The 17120-nt window shown below is 59.3% G+C and carries 19 protein-coding genes; 13 read left to right on the forward strand and 6 right to left on the reverse strand.

All coding sequences use genetic code 11. The annotated features are described in order from the left end of the window. Positions 1–222: 222 nt before the first annotated feature. Genes lptB through ACA055_RS04215 form a run of 5 tightly spaced genes read right to left on the reverse strand, consistent with a single transcriptional unit; the run spans position 223 to position 3562 of the window. Positions 223–948 (reverse strand): LPS export ABC transporter ATP-binding protein, encoded by a 726-nt coding sequence (gene lptB, locus ACA055_RS04195; protein WP_497643322.1) that lies wholly within the window; start codon positions 946–948, stop codon positions 223–225. Next, the gene (gene lptA, locus ACA055_RS04200; protein ID WP_497682487.1) at positions 948–1496 is read right to left on the reverse strand and encodes a lipopolysaccharide transport periplasmic protein LptA; all 549 of its coding nucleotides are present in this window, start codon (positions 1494–1496) and stop codon (positions 948–950) included. Before lptA ends, lptB begins: the two co-directional genes overlap by 1 nt. Then, positions 1483–2055, reverse strand: a complete 573-nt coding sequence (gene lptC / locus ACA055_RS04205; protein WP_497682488.1) for an LPS export ABC transporter periplasmic protein LptC — start codon at positions 2053–2055, stop codon at positions 1483–1485. Before lptC ends, lptA begins: the two co-directional genes overlap by 14 nt. Before the next feature lie 8 nt (positions 2056–2063). Continuing rightward, entirely contained in the window at positions 2064–2588 is a 525-nt protein-coding gene (locus ACA055_RS04210) for a KdsC family phosphatase (protein WP_497682489.1), read from the reverse strand. Next, positions 2588–3562, reverse strand: coding sequence for a KpsF/GutQ family sugar-phosphate isomerase (locus ACA055_RS04215; protein WP_497682490.1), 975 nt, complete (start codon positions 3560–3562; stop codon positions 2588–2590). The genes ACA055_RS04210 and ACA055_RS04215 overlap by 1 nt, the downstream gene beginning before the upstream one ends. Before the next feature lie 275 nt (positions 3563–3837). On the opposite strand from ACA055_RS04215, the gene ACA055_RS04220 reads away from it, so the two are divergent. The 10 genes from ACA055_RS04220 (at position 3838) to hisC (ending at position 11820) form a co-directional block, all read left to right on the forward strand. Beyond that, entirely contained in the window at positions 3838–4647 is an 810-nt protein-coding gene (locus tag ACA055_RS04220; protein ID WP_497682491.1) for an ATP-binding cassette domain-containing protein, read from the forward strand. After that, the gene (gene mlaE / locus ACA055_RS04225) at positions 4647–5444 is read left to right on the forward strand and encodes a lipid asymmetry maintenance ABC transporter permease subunit MlaE (RefSeq protein WP_497682492.1); all 798 of its coding nucleotides are present in this window, start codon (positions 4647–4649) and stop codon (positions 5442–5444) included. Before ACA055_RS04220 ends, mlaE begins: the two co-directional genes overlap by 1 nt. Further along, on the forward strand, positions 5444–5911 hold the full coding sequence (mlaD, locus tag ACA055_RS04230; RefSeq protein ID WP_462021154.1) for an outer membrane lipid asymmetry maintenance protein MlaD: 468 nt from the start codon (positions 5444–5446) through the stop codon (positions 5909–5911). The genes mlaE and mlaD overlap by 1 nt, the downstream gene beginning before the upstream one ends. 11 nt (positions 5912–5922) lie before the next feature. Then, positions 5923–6579 (forward strand): MlaC/ttg2D family ABC transporter substrate-binding protein, encoded by a 657-nt coding sequence (locus tag ACA055_RS04235; protein WP_497682493.1) that lies wholly within the window; start codon positions 5923–5925, stop codon positions 6577–6579. Continuing rightward, positions 6576–6881 (forward strand): STAS domain-containing protein, encoded by a 306-nt coding sequence (locus ACA055_RS04240; RefSeq protein WP_497682494.1) that lies wholly within the window; start codon positions 6576–6578, stop codon positions 6879–6881. Before ACA055_RS04235 ends, ACA055_RS04240 begins: the two co-directional genes overlap by 4 nt. Before the next feature lie 114 nt (positions 6882–6995). Beyond that, positions 6996–7235: a BolA family protein gene (locus ACA055_RS04245; protein WP_150798940.1), complete on the forward strand. Its 240-nt coding sequence runs from the start codon at positions 6996–6998 to the stop codon at positions 7233–7235. Between the two features lie 22 nt (positions 7236–7257). Continuing rightward, on the forward strand, positions 7258–8523 hold the full coding sequence (murA, locus tag ACA055_RS04250; RefSeq protein ID WP_059403262.1) for a UDP-N-acetylglucosamine 1-carboxyvinyltransferase: 1266 nt from the start codon (positions 7258–7260) through the stop codon (positions 8521–8523). Between the two features lie 143 nt (positions 8524–8666). Further along, on the forward strand, positions 8667–9302 hold the full coding sequence (gene hisG / locus ACA055_RS04255; protein ID WP_497682495.1) for an ATP phosphoribosyltransferase: 636 nt from the start codon (positions 8667–8669) through the stop codon (positions 9300–9302). A 125-nt stretch (positions 9303–9427) separates the two neighbouring features. Continuing rightward, positions 9428–10765: a histidinol dehydrogenase gene (gene hisD / locus ACA055_RS04260; protein ID WP_497682496.1), complete on the forward strand. Its 1338-nt coding sequence runs from the start codon at positions 9428–9430 to the stop codon at positions 10763–10765. Positions 10766–10767: 2 nt separating this feature from the next. Next, the gene (gene hisC / locus ACA055_RS04265) at positions 10768–11820 is read left to right on the forward strand and encodes a histidinol-phosphate transaminase (protein WP_497682497.1); all 1053 of its coding nucleotides are present in this window, start codon (positions 10768–10770) and stop codon (positions 11818–11820) included. Between the two features lie 156 nt (positions 11821–11976). Here the strand turns inward: hisC and algW are convergent, their stop codons facing one another. Continuing rightward, complete coding sequence (algW, locus tag ACA055_RS04270) at positions 11977–13137, reverse strand: Do family serine endopeptidase AlgW (RefSeq protein WP_497682498.1); 1161 nt, start codon at positions 13135–13137, stop codon at positions 11977–11979. Between the two features lie 102 nt (positions 13138–13239). On the opposite strand from algW, the gene ACA055_RS04275 reads away from it, so the two are divergent. From ACA055_RS04275 to cysN, 3 genes are all read left to right on the forward strand, one after another. Further along, positions 13240–13998 carry a Nif3-like dinuclear metal center hexameric protein gene (locus ACA055_RS04275; RefSeq protein WP_497682499.1) on the forward strand — a complete coding sequence of 253 codons (759 nt, stop codon included), beginning with the start codon at positions 13240–13242 and terminating at the stop codon, positions 13996–13998. Between the two features lie 250 nt (positions 13999–14248). Next, a complete protein-coding gene (gene cysD / locus ACA055_RS04280) occupies positions 14249–15166 on the forward strand; it encodes a sulfate adenylyltransferase subunit CysD (protein ID WP_008008639.1) in 918 nt (305 codons plus the stop codon). 9 nt (positions 15167–15175) lie between these two features. After that, on the forward strand, positions 15176–17074 hold the full coding sequence (cysN, locus tag ACA055_RS04285; RefSeq protein ID WP_497682500.1) for a sulfate adenylyltransferase subunit CysN: 1899 nt from the start codon (positions 15176–15178) through the stop codon (positions 17072–17074). Positions 17075–17120: the final 46 nt, after the last annotated feature.

Here is a 17120-nt window from a genome sequence, read left to right on the forward strand (position 1 = left end):
CGGAGCGCCAAACATAAGCAAATTATATGCCTGAAACTGAACTGTTTGCCTAGAGCGCCGTAACAATAAAAAACTATAAAGCTTTATTGACGCGTTGCTCATGCTTGTCAGTGGCCGAATACCTTGAAAGCGATGTGTTTGCCTGGAGCGCTCTTCTCAAGAAAAACTATAAAGTTTTTATTGAAAAGGGCGCTCTGGCGATCGCCTGGGACACCTCAGCGCTTACAGGCGGAACTCATGGCCCAGATACACTTCCTTGACCAGTTCGTTGGCCAGGATGGTGGCAGAGTCGCCTTCGGCGATCAGTTGGCCATCGTTGACAATGTAGGCGGTTTCGCAGATATCCAGGGTTTCACGGACGTTGTGGTCAGTGATCAACACGCCAATGCCCTTGGCCTTGAGGTGATGGATGATCTGCTTGATGTCGCCCACCGAAATCGGGTCCACACCTGCGAAGGGTTCGTCGAGGAGGATGAATTTCGGGTTGGTAGCCAGTGCACGGGCGATTTCCACGCGGCGGCGTTCACCGCCGGACAGGCTCATGCCGAGGTTGTCTCGGATGTGGCTGATGTGGAATTCCTGCAGCAGGCTTTCCAGTTCCTTGCGACGATCGGCCTTGTCGAGTTCCTTGCGGGTCTCGAGGATTGCCATGATGTTGTCGGCTACCGAGAGTTTGCGAAAGATCGACGCTTCCTGCGGAAGATAGCCGATGCCGGCCTTTGCACGGCCGTGCATCGGCTGGTGGCTGACGTCCAGATCGTCGATCAGTACGCGGCCCTGATCGGCCTGTACCAGGCCGACAATCATGTAGAAACAGGTGGTCTTGCCGGCGCCGTTGGGACCCAGCAGGCCGACGATTTGACCGCTGTCGATGGACAGGCTGACGTCGCGCACGACCTGGCGGCTCTTGTAGCTCTTGGCCAGATGCTGAGCTTTCAGAGTTGCCATTACTGGGCCTTTTGCTCGTCGGTTTTCTTCTTCGGCTGGATCACCATGTCAATGCGCGGACGCGACTCGGTGACTTTGCTGCCCGTGGCGCGACCGGCGCTGGCGAGCTTCTTGTTGGTGTCGTAGACGATTTTCTCGCCTTGGGTGACGTTGCCGTCCTTGTCGATGACTTTAGCGCGATCGATCAGCACGACGCGGTCTTGCGAGGCGTGGTACTGGATAGTCACCCCGTAGCCCTGGACCGGTTTTGTATCGCCCGCAGTTTGCAGTTGCTCGAAGTAGGCAAGGTTGCCCACCGAGGTCACTACATCAATGTCGCCGGCAGGGGTGCGAGTGATGGTCACGGTGTTGCCGGTAACCTTCATCGAGCCCTGGGTAATGATCACGTCACCTTTATAGGTGGCAATACCATTTTTATCGTCCAGTTGGGCGTCGTCGGCCTGGATGCGGATAGGCTGCTCTTGATCGTTCGGCAGAGCCCAGGCGCTCACGCTTCCCAGTGCTGCGCCCAGACCGAGCAAAATAGGGAGGGTTTTAACGAGCCTCATACTGTCCTCTTACGTTCGATAGCAGGTGTATCCTGCTTTCTTTCAAGTACGCTTTCATTCCGTTGCCTGTCGATACACCACCAGCGCCGTCGATTCTAACGGGTTGATCGGTCTGCGCATATTGCTGTTGCGGGAACACGGTCATGCGAGTGGTGGTGATAAGGGTCCTGCGGTTTTTCTCGTCGAAGCGGGTGATGCGGACCGAGTCGATCAGTTCGACCTGAGTACCGTCCGGATTGACTTCGCCGCGCTCGCTCTGGACGTGCCAGGGGAACTCGGTGCCGCGAAACATGTTCAGGTCGGGATTGGTCAGCAACGTCACCTCGGACGCCTTAAGGTGTTCGACCTTGTCGGACGTCATTTCGTATTGCAGCTTGCCGTCCGGCAGGTACTGCACGCTGTGGGCGTTGATGGCGTAATAGTCGATCGCGGTTTCATCGACCTTGGCCACAGGCTGGTCGAGAAAGCGTTCCGGGCTGATGTTCCAGTAGCCGACCGCCGCGAATATCGCAGCGATGCAACCGAACACCAGGAATTTGCGAATCTTTTTGCTCAGCATGGTTTGGCTCACAGGTACGCGGCGTTGGCCGCATCGAGGCGGCCCTGGGCGCGCAGGATCAATTCGCAGAATTCGCGAGCGGCACCCTCGCCACCACGGGCCAGGGTGATGCCGTGAGCGTGTTCACGCACGAAACTGGCGGCATTGGCCACTGCCATGCCCAGGCCGACGCGGCGAATCACCGGCAGGTCCGGCAGGTCGTCGCCGAGGTAGGCGACTTGTTCATAGCTTAGGTTGAGTTGGGCAAGAAGCTCGTCGAGCACCACCAGTTTGTCTTCGCGGCCCTGGTACAGGTGCGGGATGCCGAGGTTCTTTGCGCGTCGCTCGACCACCGGGGTCTTGCGGCCGCTGATGATAGCGGTCTGCACGCCGGCTGCCATCAACATCTTGATGCCCTGGCCGTCCAGGGTATTGAATGTCTTGAATTCGCTGCCGTCTTCGAGGAAGTACAGGCGCCCGTCGGTCAGGACGCCGTCGACGTCGAAAATAGCCAGCTTGATGTTCTTGCCGCGTTGCAGCAGATCGGTGTTCATCACATTACTCCTGCACGCAGCAGGTCGGACAGGTTGAAGGCGCCGATTGGACGGTCCTCCTTGTCCACCACCACCAGTGCGTTGATTCGATGGTCTTCCATGATTTTCAGGGCCTCGGCCGCCAGCATGTCGGGACGGGCGGTCTTGCCGTGAACGGTCATGACCTCGTCGATGGTCGCGTGATGAATATCGATGGTGCGGTCGAGGGTGCGGCGCAAATCGCCGTCGGTGAAGATCCCGGCGAGTTTGCCATCGGCTTCGAGGATCGCGGTCATGCCCAGGCCCTTACGGGTCATTTCCATCAGTGCGTCTTTGAGAAGGGTGCCGCGCTGAACGTGCGGCAGCTCTTGCCCGGCGTGCATGACGTTTTCCACCTTAAGCAACAGGCGTCGGCCCAGCGCGCCGCCAGGGTGGGAAAAGGCGAAATCTTCAGCGGTAAAGCCGCGGGCTTCCAGCAGCGCAACGGCCAGGGCGTCGCCCATGACCAGAGCCGCGGTAGTCGATGAGGTCGGTGCCAGGTTCAGCGGGCAGGCTTCGTGCTCGACGTGAACATTGAGATTGACCTCGGCAGCCTTGGCCAGCGGCGAATCGGGATTGCCGGTCAGGCTGATCAATTGAATGCCCAGGCGCTTGATCAGCGGCAGCAGGGTGACGATTTCATTGGTGGAGCCGGAGTTCGACAGCGCCAGGATGATGTCGTCGCGGGTAATCATGCCCATGTCGCCGTGGCTGGCTTCGGCCGGGTGCACGAAAAAGGCCGTGGTACCGGTGCTGGCCAGGGTAGCGGCGATCTTGTTGCCGATGTGCCCCGATTTGCCCATGCCGACCACGACCACGCGGCCTTTGCTGGCCAGAATCATCTCGCAAGCGCGTACGAAATCTGCGTCGATACGGGGCAGCAAGCCTTGGACGGCTTCCAGCTCGAGGCGGATGGTGCGTTGGGCGGATTGAATCAGGTCGCTGGATTGGCTCATGTCAGAAATCGTATAGCCTGATGAAAAGGCGGCGATTATAACGGTAATGATCAAAACCCTCACGCAAGTTCGTTGCGCTTTGTAATTCCCTGTTACGTAATCCCCCTAAATGAAGCTTTTTGCGAGACATGTTGCCGAACATGGCCCGGCTTGGGCCTTGGGCGCTTGGCCTTTGCAGTGATATAGTTCGCCGCCAGTTCGGCCTGCCCGGGAGGTATGTGCTTTCGCCAGAAAGCCAGGCGTCCGAGTGAGAGGCTGCATCGCAAGGAGTTTAGATGAGTGCCGATAACGCCTACGCGGTCGAGCTGAAGGGACTGACCTTCAAGCGCGGTGCGCGTAGCATTTTCAATAACGTCGATATCCGTATCCCGCGCGGCAAGGTCACCGGCATCATGGGGCCTTCCGGGTGTGGCAAGACCACGCTGTTGCGCCTGATGGGCGCACAGTTGCGGCCCACCAAGGGCGAAGTCTGGGTCAACGGTCAGAACCTGCCGAAACTGTCGCGCAGCGATCTGTTCGATGCGCGCAAGCATATGGGTGTGCTGTTTCAGAGTGGCGCGCTGTTTACCGATCTCGATGTATTCGAGAACGTCGCCTTTCCGCTACGCGTTCATACCGAGCTTCCGGAAGAAATGATCCGGGACATTGTCCTGCTCAAATTGCAGGCTGTGGGCTTGCGTGGCGCCATCGACCTGATGCCTGACGAACTGTCCGGCGGCATGAAACGCCGTGTCGCGCTGGCCCGGGCGATTGCCCTCGATCCGCAGATCCTCATGTATGACGAGCCCTTCGTCGGCCAGGACCCTATCGCCATGGGCGTGCTGGTGCGCCTGATCCGTCTGCTCAATGACGCGCTCAACATCACCAGCATTGTGGTTTCCCACGACCTGGCCGAGACCGCGAGCATTGCCGATTACATTTATGTGGTGGGCGATGAGCAGGTATTGGGGCAGGGGACACCTGACGAGCTGATGAACTCGAACGATCCACGCATCCGTCAATTCATGACAGGCGAGCCTGACGGCCCGGTCGCGTACCACTTTCCAGCGACGGATTACCGCGCAGATCTTCTGGGGAAGCGTTGATGCGCAAGATTTCACTGATAGAGCGAGTGCGCCGGTTCGGTCACTCGGGCATCGATGCCTTGGCGGTGTTCGGCCGCTCGACGATATTCCTGTTCCATGCCTTGCTCGGTCGCGGCGGTATTGGCGGCGGGTTTGGCCTGTTGATCAAGCAACTGCATTCGGTGGGCGTGATGTCCCTGGTGATCATCGTGGTCTCCGGGATATTCATTGGCATGGTGCTGGCGCTGCAAGGGTTCAATATCCTGTCCAGCTACGGTTCGGAGCAGGCTGTCGGGCAGATGGTTGCGCTGACATTGCTGCGTGAACTGGGGCCGGTGGTGACTGCTTTGCTGTTTGCCGGGCGCGCCGGTTCGGCGTTGACGGCTGAAATCGGCAACATGAAGTCCACCGAGCAGTTGTCCAGTCTGGAAATGATTGGTGTCGATCCGCTCAAGTACATCATTGCCCCGCGCCTGTGGGCCGGCTTCATTTCCCTGCCGGTGCTGGCGATGATTTTCAGCGTGGTGGGTATTTGGGGTGGTTCGTGGGTGGCCGTCGACTGGCTGGGTGTCTATGAAGGCTCGTACTGGGCGAATATGCAGAACAGCGTGACGTTTGCTGACGATGTGCTCAACGGCATCATCAAAAGCATCGTGTTCGCCTTTGTCGTGACCTGGATCGCCGTATTCCAAGGCTATGACTGCGAGCCCACTTCCGAGGGGATCAGTCGTGCCACTACCAAGACCGTGGTGTATGCCTCTTTGGCAGTACTCGGCCTGGACTTTATTCTGACCGCCTTGATGTTTGGAGATTTCTGATGCAAAACCGCACCCTGGAAATCGGTGTCGGCCTTTTCTTGCTGGCTGGCATCCTGGCTTTGCTGTTGCTGGCGTTGCGGGTAAGTGGCCTGTCCCCAAGTGCAACCACCGACACCTATAAACTTTATGCCTATTTCGACAATATCGCCGGTTTGACGGTCAGAGCTAAAGTGACCATGGCCGGTGTGACCATCGGCAAGGTCACGGCGATCGATCTGGACCGCGACAGTTTCACCGGTCGAGTGACCATGCAGCTGGAAAAGCGCGTAGATAACCTGCCGACTGACTCCACTGCATCTATCCTGACCGCTGGCCTGTTGGGCGAGAAGTACATCGGCCTCAGCGTGGGCGGGGAAGAGGCCCTGCTCAAGGATGGTGGAACCATCCATGACACCCAGTCGTCGCTGGTGCTCGAGGACCTGATCGGTAAATTCCTGCTCAATACCGTTAGCAAAGACGCCAAATGAGGAGCTTTTGAATGATCTCTACCTTGCGACGTGGCCTGTTGGTATTACTCGCGGCCTTGCCGTTGATGGCTAACGCTGTGGCGGCGCCTTCCGCGCACGAGCTGATAAAAGACACCACCGACCGATTGCTGGCTGATCTGTCTGCCAACAAAGAGAAGTACAAGCAGGATCCGCAGGACTTTTATACGGCGTTGAACACGATCGTCGGACCTGTCGTGGATGCCGAGGGCATTTCCAAGAGCATCATGACGGTCAAATACTCGCGCAAAGCCACGCCTGAGCAGATGAAGACGTTCCAGGAAAACTTCAAAAAGGGGCTGTTCCAGTTCTATGGCAATGCCTTGCTCGAGTACAACAACCAAGGCATCGTCGTCGATCCTGCCAAAGACGAGTCGGGAGACCGTACCAGCGTTGGCATGACGGTCAAGGGCAGTAATGGCTCGGTTTATCCTGTTTCCTACACGCTTGAGAAGATTAATGGCGAGTGGAAACTGCGCAACGTCATCATCAATGGCATCAACATCGGCAAACTGTTCCGCGATCAGTTCGCTGATGCGATGCAGCGCAATGGCAACGACCTGGACAAAACCATCAATGGTTGGGCCGGGGAAGTCGCCAAAGCCAAGGAGACTGCCGAGAAGCAAACTCCCGAGAAGCAAGCCCAATGAGTGTGTCGGCCATTCGCATGAGCGAAGCCGGCGAGCTGATGCTCAGCGGCATGCTGGATTACCGCACCGGCCCGGGTCTGCGCAAGCAGGGCCAGGCGTTGATCAAGTCCAGCAAGGCCGCCGCGCTGGTGGTGGATTGCTCGGCGGTGTTGAAGTCCAGTAGCGTTGGCTTGTCGCTGTTGCTGTGCTTCATGCGTGATGCAGAGGCGGCCGGCAAGGCGCTGAGCATCCGCGGGATGCCAGAAGACATGCGCGAAATCGCTCAGGTCAGTGAACTGACCGAGCTATTGGCGCATCCCTAACCCGCATCTATAAAGAAGCCCCCCGTCAGAGTCCTGCTTCCCGGGGTTCGCAGGCGCGGGGCTTTTTTGTATGATGTCCGACCCGCGCGCACAGGGCGCCGATTGAGGTTGAGCATGCAGGCCACCGAAGTAAAGAGCTTCCTTGAAGGAAAGCTGCCCGGAACGCTAGTAGAAGTTGAGGGCGAAGGCTGCAATTTCCAGCTGAATGTGATTAGCGATGAACTGGCGGCGTTGAGCCCGGTGAAGCGTCAGCAGCAAGTCTATGCCCATTTGAACCCATGGATCACCGATGGCAGCATCCATGCGGTCACTATGAAATTTTTCAGCAGCGCGGCCTGGGCCGAGCGCACCTGAGCCCAAGGGCGTCGAGATTCTTATGGATAAATTGATTATTACCGGTGGCGTTCGTCTTGATGGCGAAATCCGCATCTCCGGGGCAAAGAACTCTGCCCTGCCAATCCTGGCTGCAACGCTGCTGTGCGATGGCCCGGTTACCGTTGCCAACCTGCCGCACCTGCACGACATCACCACCATGATCGAACTGTTCGGTCGCATGGGCATTGAGCCGGTGATCGACGAGAAGCTCAGCGTCGAAATCGACCCGCGCACCATCAAGACCCTGATCGCCCCGTACGAACTGGTTAAAACCATGCGTGCGTCGATCCTGGTACTGGGTCCGATGGTTGCCCGTTTCGGTGAAGCCGAAGTCGCACTGCCTGGCGGTTGCGCCATCGGTTCGCGTCCGGTTGACCTGCACATCCGTGGCCTCGAAGCCATGGGCGCGGTCATCGACGTCGAAGGCGGCTACATCAAGGCCAAGGCGCCTGAAGGCGGCCTGCGCGGCGCGCACTTCTTCTTCGACACCGTCAGTGTGACCGGTACCGAGAACATCATGATGGCCGCTGCTCTGGCCAAGGGCCGCAGCGTTCTGGCAAACGCCGCGCGCGAGCCTGAAGTCATCGACCTGGCGAACTTCCTGATCGCCATGGGTGCCAAGATCACTGGCGCCGGCACTGACACCATCACCATCGATGGCGTCGAGCGTCTGCACCCGGCCACTTACAAAGTGATGCCTGACCGTATCGAAACCGGCACCTACCTGGTGGCGGCGGCTGTGACCGGCGGTCGCGTGAAGGTCAAGGACACCGATCCGACCATTCTCGAAGCCGTTCTGGAAAAGCTCCGTGAAGCGGGTGCCGAAATCACCTGCGGCGAAGACTGGATCGAGCTGAACATGCACGGCAAGCGGCCTAAAGCCGTCAACGTGCGGACTGCTCCGTACCCGGCGTTCCCGACCGACATGCAGGCGCAGTTCATCTCCCTCAACGCCATTGCCGAAGGCACCGGTGCCGTGATCGAGACGATCTTCGAAAACCGCTTCATGCACGTTTACGAATTGCACCGCATGGGCGCCAAGATCCAGGTTGAAGGCAACACGGCCATCGTGACCGGCACCGAGAAGCTGAAAGGCGCGCCAGTCATGGCCACCGACCTGCGTGCTTCGGCCAGCCTGGTGATCTCGGCGTTGATCGCCGAAGGCGACACCCTGATCGATCGCATCTACCACATCGACCGTGGTTACGAGTGCATCGAAGAGAAACTGCAGATGCTCGGCGCCAAGATCCGCCGCGTACCGGGCTAGTTTCTGTGTCATGGGCGCAGGGACGCGCCCGTTGAATTCGTTTCAAATCGGGGCTGTCTTTTCATTATTGAGAAAGCCTCGATGTGTGTCCGGCGCCATTTGCGACCGGGCATCAGTAGCCTGATTAAGGACTGACGTTTCCCATGTTGACCATCGCACTGTCCAAGGGCCGCATCCTTGACGACACCCTGCCGCTTCTGGCTGAAGCGGGCATCGTGCCGACCGAGAATCCGGACAAGAGCCGCAAGTTGATCATCCCCACGACCCAGGCCGATGTACGTCTGCTGATCGTGCGTGCCACCGATGTGCCGACTTACGTCGAGCATGGTGCTGCCGACCTGGGCGTCGCCGGTAAAGATGTGCTGATGGAATACGGTGGCCAAGGTTTGTACGAGCCTTTGGATCTGCGAATTGCCCTCTGCAAACTGATGACCGCTGGCCGTGTCGGCGATGCCGAGCCCAAGGGCCGCTTGCGAGTGGCGACCAAGTTCGTCAACGTTGCCAAGCGCTACTACGCCGAACAGGGCCGCCAGGTCGACATCATCAAGCTCTACGGCTCGATGGAACTGGCACCGCTGATCGGTCTGGCGGACAAGATCATCGACGTGGTCGACACCGGTAACACGCTGCGGGCCAATGGTCTGGAGCCACAGGATTTCATTGCTGATATCAGTTCCCGTCTGATCGTGAACAAGGCTTCGATGAAAATGCAGCACGCCCGTATCCAGGCGTTGATCGACACCCTGCGCAAGGCAGTGGAGTCTCGACACCGCGGCTGATTCACCTGCGCGACGTTAAGTCGCGCCCGTCTATCCGCCTCATAGCCAGAATTCTCAGGTGCCCAAGCGGATCGGCTGCTAGCTTAGGGCGCCTGAGTTTTTGCCATTCCTATGAGGCTCTCGCTATGACCGCACCGACTGCAATTCGCCGACTCAACGCTGCTGACCCGGATTTCGCGCATCATCTGGATCATCTGCTGAGCTGGGAAAGTGTGTCTGACGACTCGGTCAATCAGCGAGTGCTGGACATCATCAAGGCCGTGCGCGAACGCGGTGATGCGGCGCTGGTGGAATTCACCCAGAAATTCGATGGCTTGCAAGTCGCGTCCATGGCGGATCTGATCCTGCCCCGCGAACGCCTGGAACTGGCCCTGACGCGGATCACCGTGCCTCAGCGTGAAGCCCTGGAAAAAGCCGCGACCCGTGTGCGCAGCTACCACGAAAAGCAGAAGCAGGATTCCTGGAGCTACACCGAAGCCGATGGCACGGTGTTGGGCCAGAAGGTCACGCCGCTGGATCGCGCCGGGCTGTACGTCCCGGGCGGCAAGGCGTCGTACCCGTCCTCCGTGTTGATGAACGCGATTCCGGCCAAGGTCGCTGGTGTGACCGAAGTGGTCATGGTGGTGCCGACCCCGCGCGGTGAAATCAATGAGCTGGTGCTCGCGGCGGCCTGCATTGCCGGTGTCGACCGCGTGTTCACCATCGGCGGCGCTCAAGCGGTTGCGGCGCTGGCTTACGGCACCGAAAGCGTGCCGAAGGTCGACAAGGTGGTTGGTCCGGGCAACATCTATGTCGCCACTGCCAAACGCCACGTGTTCGGTCAGGTCGGCATCGACATGATCGCCGGTCCGTCGGAGATTCTCGTGGTCTGCGACGGCCAGACCGACCCGGACTGGATCGCCATGGACCTGTTTTCCCAGGCCGAGCACGACGAAGACGCTCAGGCGATTCTGGTCAGCCCCGACGCCGAGTTTCTAGACAAGGTCGCCGCCAGCATCACCAGGCTCATGCCAACCATGGAGCGCGCCGAGATCATCGAAACCTCGATCAATGGCCGTGGCGCGCTGATCAAGGTCCGCGACATGGAACAAGCCATCGAAGTGGCCAACCGCATTGCGCCGGAACACTTGGAGTTGTCAGTCGCCGATCCGCAAGCCTGGTTGCCGAAGATCCGCCACGCGGGTGCGATCTTCATGGGCCGTCACACTTCCGAAGCCCTGGGCGACTACTGCGCTGGCCCGAACCACGTGTTGCCGACTTCCGGCACCGCGCGGTTCTCTTCGCCGCTGGGGGTGTACGACTTCCAGAAACGCTCGTCGATCATCTTCTGTTCCGAGCAGGGTGCGTCCGAACTGGGCAAGACCGCTTCCGTGCTGGCCCGTGGCGAGTCGCTGACCGCGCACGCGCGGAGCGCCGAATACCGCATCGTTGACGAAGACTATCCACAAGGGCAGGGGAACTGAAGATGAGTAAATTCTGGAGTCCGTTCGTCAAGAATCTGGTGCCCTACGTGCCGGGCGAACAGCCGAAACTGGCGAAGCTGGTGAAGCTCAACACCAACGAAAATCCCTACGGCCCATCGCCCAAAGCCTTGGCGGCGATGCAGGCCGAGCTCAATGACAACCTGCGTCTGTACCCGGACCCGAACAGCGACCTGCTCAAGCAAGCGGTCGCTAAGTACTACGGCGTGCAGAGCAATCAGGTGTTCCTTGGCAACGGTTCCGATGAAGTCCTGGCGCACATCTTTCACGGTTTGCTGCAACACGAGCAGCCGCTGCTGTTCCCGGACATCAGCTACAGCTTCTATCCGGTTTACTGCGGGTTGTACGGCATCAAGTTCGATGCGGTGCCACTGGACGAGCAGTTCCAGATCAACCCGGCGGATTACGCGAAACCGAACGGCGGGATCATTTTCCCAAACCCGAACGCACCGACCGGTTGCCTGGTGGCGCTGGACGCTGTCGAGCAAATCCTCAAGGCCAGCCCCGATTCGGTAGTCGTGGTGGATGAGGCTTACATCGACTTCGGGGGTGAGACGGCGATCACGCTGGTGGACCGTTATCCCAACCTGTTGGTGACCCAGACGCTGTCCAAGTCCCGTTCGCTGGCCGGCCTGCGGGTGGGTCTGGCGGTGGGGCATCCGGACCTGATCGAGGCGCTGGAGCGAATCAAGAACAGCTTCAACTCCTATCCGCTGGATCGCCTGGCGATTGTGGGGGCAACGGCGGCGTTCGAGGATCGCGAGCACTTCGACAAGACGTGCCGGTTGGTGATCGAGAGTCGAGACAAGGTGGTCGGGCAGCTGGAAGCGAAGGGTTTTGAAGTGCTGCCGTCGGCGGCGAACTTCATCTTCGCCCGTCATCCGCAGCACGATGCGGCGGGTCTGGCGGCGAAGTTGCGCGAGCAAGGTGTGATTGTTCGGCACTTCAAGCAGGAGCGGATTGCGCAGTTCCTGCGGATTTCGATCGGCACGCCGGAGCAGAATCAGGCGCTGATCGACGGTCTCGGCGACCTTTAAACCGCCTTCGCGAGCAAGCCCGCTTCCACACTGGGTCTTCGGAGAACACATAAATTGTGAACACCAGAGATCAAATGTGGGAGCGGACTTGCTCGCGAATGAGGCACCACCGACCTAAAGGATTGCTCGCGGTGTGCCTTGCCATCCCTGCAACAATTACTCTTCTTCTTTTTCTTTGATCGGCGCTGGCGGCGGTCGCAAACCGATTTCTGCCGTGAGCTTGAGTTCCTTGCCGTTGCGCATCACCTGAATCGTCACCTTGTCGGTCGGCTTGATCCGCGCGACCTGATTCATCGAGCGACGACCATCACCGGCCGGTTCGCCGTCGATGGCGAGAATCACGTCGCCCAGTTGCAGGCCAGCTTTCTGTGCCGGGCCATCACGGAAAATCCCCGCGACCACGATGCCCGGACGTCCTGACAGACCGAAGGATTCCGCCAGTTCCTGAGACAGCGGCTGCACTTCAATACCCAGCCAGCCACGAATCACCTGGCCGTGTTCGATGATCGACTTCATCACTTCCATGGCCAGTTTGACCGGAATCGCGAAACCGATGCCTTGCGAGCCGCCGGACTTGGAGAAAATCGCCGTGTTGATGCCGGTCAGGTTGCCGTTGGCGTCCACCAGCGCACCGCCGGAGTTGCCGGGGTTGATGGCGGCGTCGGTCTGGATGAAGTCTTCGTAGTTGTTCAGGCCCAGCTGATTACGCCCGGTGGCGCTGATGATGCCCATGGTCACGGTCTGGCCGACGCCAAACGGGTTGCCGATGGCCAGCGCTACGTCGCCGATGCGAATGTTGTCGGAGCGGCCGACGGTGATCGAGGGAAGGTTCTTCAAATCGATCTTCAGCACCGCGAGGTCGGTTTCCGGGTCGCTGCCGATCACGCGCGCCAGGGTTTCACGGCCATCCTTCAATGCGACCACAATCTGGTCGGCACCGCTGGTCACGTGGTTGTTGGTCAACAAATAACCTTCCGGGCTCATGATCACGCCAGAGCCGAGGCTCGATTCCATGCGCTTCTGCTTGGGCGAGTTGTCGCCGAAGAAGCGGCGGAACTGCGGATCTTCGAACAGCGGGTGGTTCGGTTTGTTAACCACCTTGGTGGTGTACAGGTTGACCACCGACGGCGCGGCTGTGGTCACCGCATCCGCATAGGACACCGGTCCCTGTTGCGTGGTGGTGGTTTGCGGGGCTTGCTGCAGGTTGACGTCGAGGCTCGGAAGCCCGACCCACTGCGGGTAACGCTGGATTATCAACAGAGCGATAAGCACGCCGGCCAACAGCGGCCAGCCGGAAAAACGCAGCGCCTTGAGCATTAAGCACGTCCTGAGAGGTTGCAGGCGGTATGAGACCGCCCATAATGTCGCGCATTATACGAGGCCGAGCGCGCCTCTGAACGGGATATTTAGGAGTCTTTTATGGCCGTCGCCCTGAGCACCCTGGTCGAAGAAGCCGACCGTTACCTGAACAGTGCAAGGATCGCCGATTACTGCCCCAACGGCTTGCAGGTCGAAGGCCGGCCGCAGGTGATGCGCATAGTCAGTGGCGTCACCGCCAGCCAGGCGTTGCTCGATGCTGCCGTCGAAGCCCAGGCCGATCTGGTGCTGGTGCATCACGGCTACTTCTGGAAGGGTGAGAACCCGTGTATTACCGGCATGAAGCAGCGTCGGTTGAAAACCTTGCTCAAGCACGATATCAGCTTATTGTCGTATCACCTGCCATTGGATGTGCACCCCGACGTCGGCAACAACGTGCAACTGGCCCGTCAGTTGGACATCACTGTCGAAGGCCCGCTGGATCCAGACAACCTCAAAGTGGTTGGCCTGGTCGGTTCGCTCAGTGAACCGATGACTCCCCGGGATTTCGCCCGTCGCGTGCAAGAAGTCATGGGCCGCGAGCCGTTGCTGATCGAAGGCAGCGAGATGATTCGCCGCGTCGGCTGGTGCACCGGTGGTGGTCAGGGTTACATCGACCAGGCGGTGTTGGCCGGCGTCGATCTGTACCTCAGCGGTGAGGCCTCCGAGCAAACCTTCCACAGCGCCCGGGAAAACGACATCAGCTTCATCGCCGCAGGCCACCACGCCACCGAGCGTTATGGCGTGCAGGCGTTGGGGGATTACCTGGCGCGACGTTTCGCCCTTGAGCACATCTTCATCGATTGCCCGAATCCGATTTGATCACCACCTATCCACTGTGGGGGTGGGCTTGCTCGCGAATGCTGATTCACATTCACCAGGGATGTTGACTGATAGACCGCATTCGCGAGCAAGCCCGCTCCCACAGTGGTCTGCAGTGCCCAAACGCGGGGGTATATTCATATACCCTTTCGATCTAGCCCGCGTCCTGATTAGAAGAGGTCGCTGTGCTAGGATTCCCCGCTCGAACACGGCCCGCTGGCCGTCCATAAGATCGTTTTCGTGAGTAGCCATGGTCGACAAACTGACGCATCTGAAACAGCTGGAGGCCGAAAGCATCCACATCATCCGCGAGGTCGCCGCCGAGTTCGATAACCCGGTGATGCTGTACTCCGTCGGTAAAGACTCCGCCGTGATGCTGCACCTTGCGCGCAAGGCATTCTTCCCGGGCAAACTTCCATTCCCGGTGATGCACGTCGACACCCAGTGGAAGTTCAAGGAAATGTACGCGTTCCGCGACCGCATGGTCGAAGAACTGGGCCTGGACCTGCTGGTGCACGTGAATCCCGAGGGTGTTGCGCAGGGTATCAACCCGCTCACCCACGGCAGCGCCAAGCACACCGACATCATGAAAACCGAAGGCCTCAAGCAGGCCCTCGACAAGTATGGTTTCGATGCCGCTTTCGGTGGTGCCCGTCGCGACGAAGAGAAGTCCCGTGCCAAAGAGCGCGTGTATTCCTTCCGTGATACCAAGCACCGCTGGGACCCGAAGAACCAGCGTCCAGAGTTGTGGAACGTCTACAACGGCAAGGTCAACAAGGGCGAATCGATTCGCGTGTTCCCTTTGTCGAACTGGACCGAACTGGACATCTGGCAGTACATCTACCTCGAAGGCATCCCGATCGTGCCGCTGTATTTCGCCGCCGAGCGCGACGTCATCGAGATGAATGGCACCTGGATCATGATCGACGACGAACGCCTGCTCAATCACCTGAGCGATGAAGACAAGGCGCGCATCGTCAAGAAGAAGGTCCGTTTCCGCACACTGGGCGACTACCCGTTGACCGGTGCTGTCGAGTCCGAGGCCACTAGCCTGACCGACATCATTCAGGAAATGCTCCTGACGCGAACTTCCGAACGCCAGGGCCGAGTCATCGATCACGATGGCGCCGGCTCCATGGAAGAAAAGAAACGTCAGGGTTATTTCTAAGGGGTTGTCATGTCGCACGCATCTGATTTGATCAGCGAGGACATCCTCGCCTATCTGGGCCAGCACGAACGCAAGGAAATGCTGCGCTTTCTTACCTGTGGCAACGTCGATGACGGCAAGAGCACCCTGATCGGGCGCCTGCTGCACGACTCCAAAATGATCTACGAAGATCACCTGGAAGCCATTACCCGCGATTCGAAAAAAGTCGGCACCACTGGCGACGATATCGATCTGGCATTGCTGGTCGACGGCTTGCAGGCCGAGCGGGAGCAGGGCATCACCATCGATGTCGCGTACCGCTATTTTTCCACCGCCAAGCGCAAGTTCATCATCGCCGACACCCCTGGCCATGAGCAGTACACCCGCAACATGGCCACCGGTGCCTCCACCTGTGACCTGGCGATCATCCTGGTCGACGCCCGCTACGGCGTGCAGACCCAGACCCGTCGCCACAGCTTCATTGCCTCGTTGCTCGGCATCAAGCACATCGTGGTCGCCATCAACAAGATGGACCTCAACGGCTTTGACGAAACAGTATTCGAGTCGATCAAGGCCGATTACCTGAAGTTCGCCGAAGGCATCGCGTTCAAACCGAGCACCATGGCCTTCGTGCCGATGTCGGCGTTGAAAGGCGACAACGTGGTGAACAAGTCCGAGCGCTCGCCGTGGTACACCGGCCAGTCGCTGATGGAAATCCTCGAGACCGTCGAAATCGCCAGCGACCGCAACTACACCGACCTGCGTTTCCCGGTGCAGTACGTCAACCGTCCGAACCTGAACTTCCGTGGTTTTGCCGGTACGCTGGCCAGCGGCATCGTGCACAAGGGCGATGAAGTCGTTGTGTTGCCGTCGGGCAAGAGCAGCCGCGTGAAATCCATCGTCACCTTCGAAGGTGAGCTGGAGCACGCAGGTCCTGGTCAAGCCGTAACGCTGACCATGGAAGACGAGATCGACATCTCTCGCGGCGACCTGCTGGTGCACGCCGACAACCAGCCGCAAGTGACCGACGCCTTCGACGCCATGTTGGTGTGGATGGCTGAAGAGCCGATGCTGCCGGGCAAGAAATACGACATCAAACGCGCCACAACGTATGTGCCGGGTTCGATCACCAGCATCGTCAACCGCGTTGACGTGAACACCCTGGAAGAAGGTCCGGCCAGCTCGCTGCAGTTGAACGAGATCGGTCGGGTCAAGATCAGCCTCGACGCGGCCATCGCGCTGGACGGTTACGCGAGCAACCGCACCACCGGTTCGTTCATCATCGTCGACCGTTTGACCAATGGCACCGTCGCGGCCGGCATGATCATCGCTCAACCGGTGAGCCATGGCACCAGCACGCATCACGGCAAGCTCGCTCACGTCGCCACCGAAGAACGCGCCCAGCGCTTCGGCCAGCAACCGGCCACCGTGTTGTTCAGCGGCTTGTCGGGCGCGGGTAAAAGCACCCTGGCCTACGCAGTTGAACGCAAGCTGTTCGACCTGGGCCGTGCAGTGTTTGTACTCGATGGCCAGAACCTGCGCCATGACCTGAACAAAGGTCTGCCACAGGATCGCGCCGGGCGTACCGAGAACTGGCGTCGTGCGGCGCATGTTGCGCGTCAGTTCAACGAGGCTGGTCTGCTGACCTTGGCTGCGTTCGTTGCGCCGAGTGCCGAAGGTCGTGAGCAGGCCAGGGACCTGATCGGCAAGGAGCGTCTGCTGACGGTCTACGTCCAGGCTTCGCCGACGGTCTGTGCCGAGCGTGATCCGCAAGGGCTGTACGCGGCGGCCGGGGATAACATCCCGGGCGACTCCTTCCCGTACGACGTGCCGCTGGACGCTGACCTCGTGGTCGACACCCAGTCGCTGTCGCTGGAAGAAAGCGTCAAGCAAGTGCTGGATCTGCTGCGCAAGCGTGGCGCGATCTAAGCGTTAGCCGGTAAAAAAGAAACCCGCCAATGAGTGATCATTGGCG

It is taken from the genome of Pseudomonas sp. LBUM1657, from assembly GCF_059716075.1.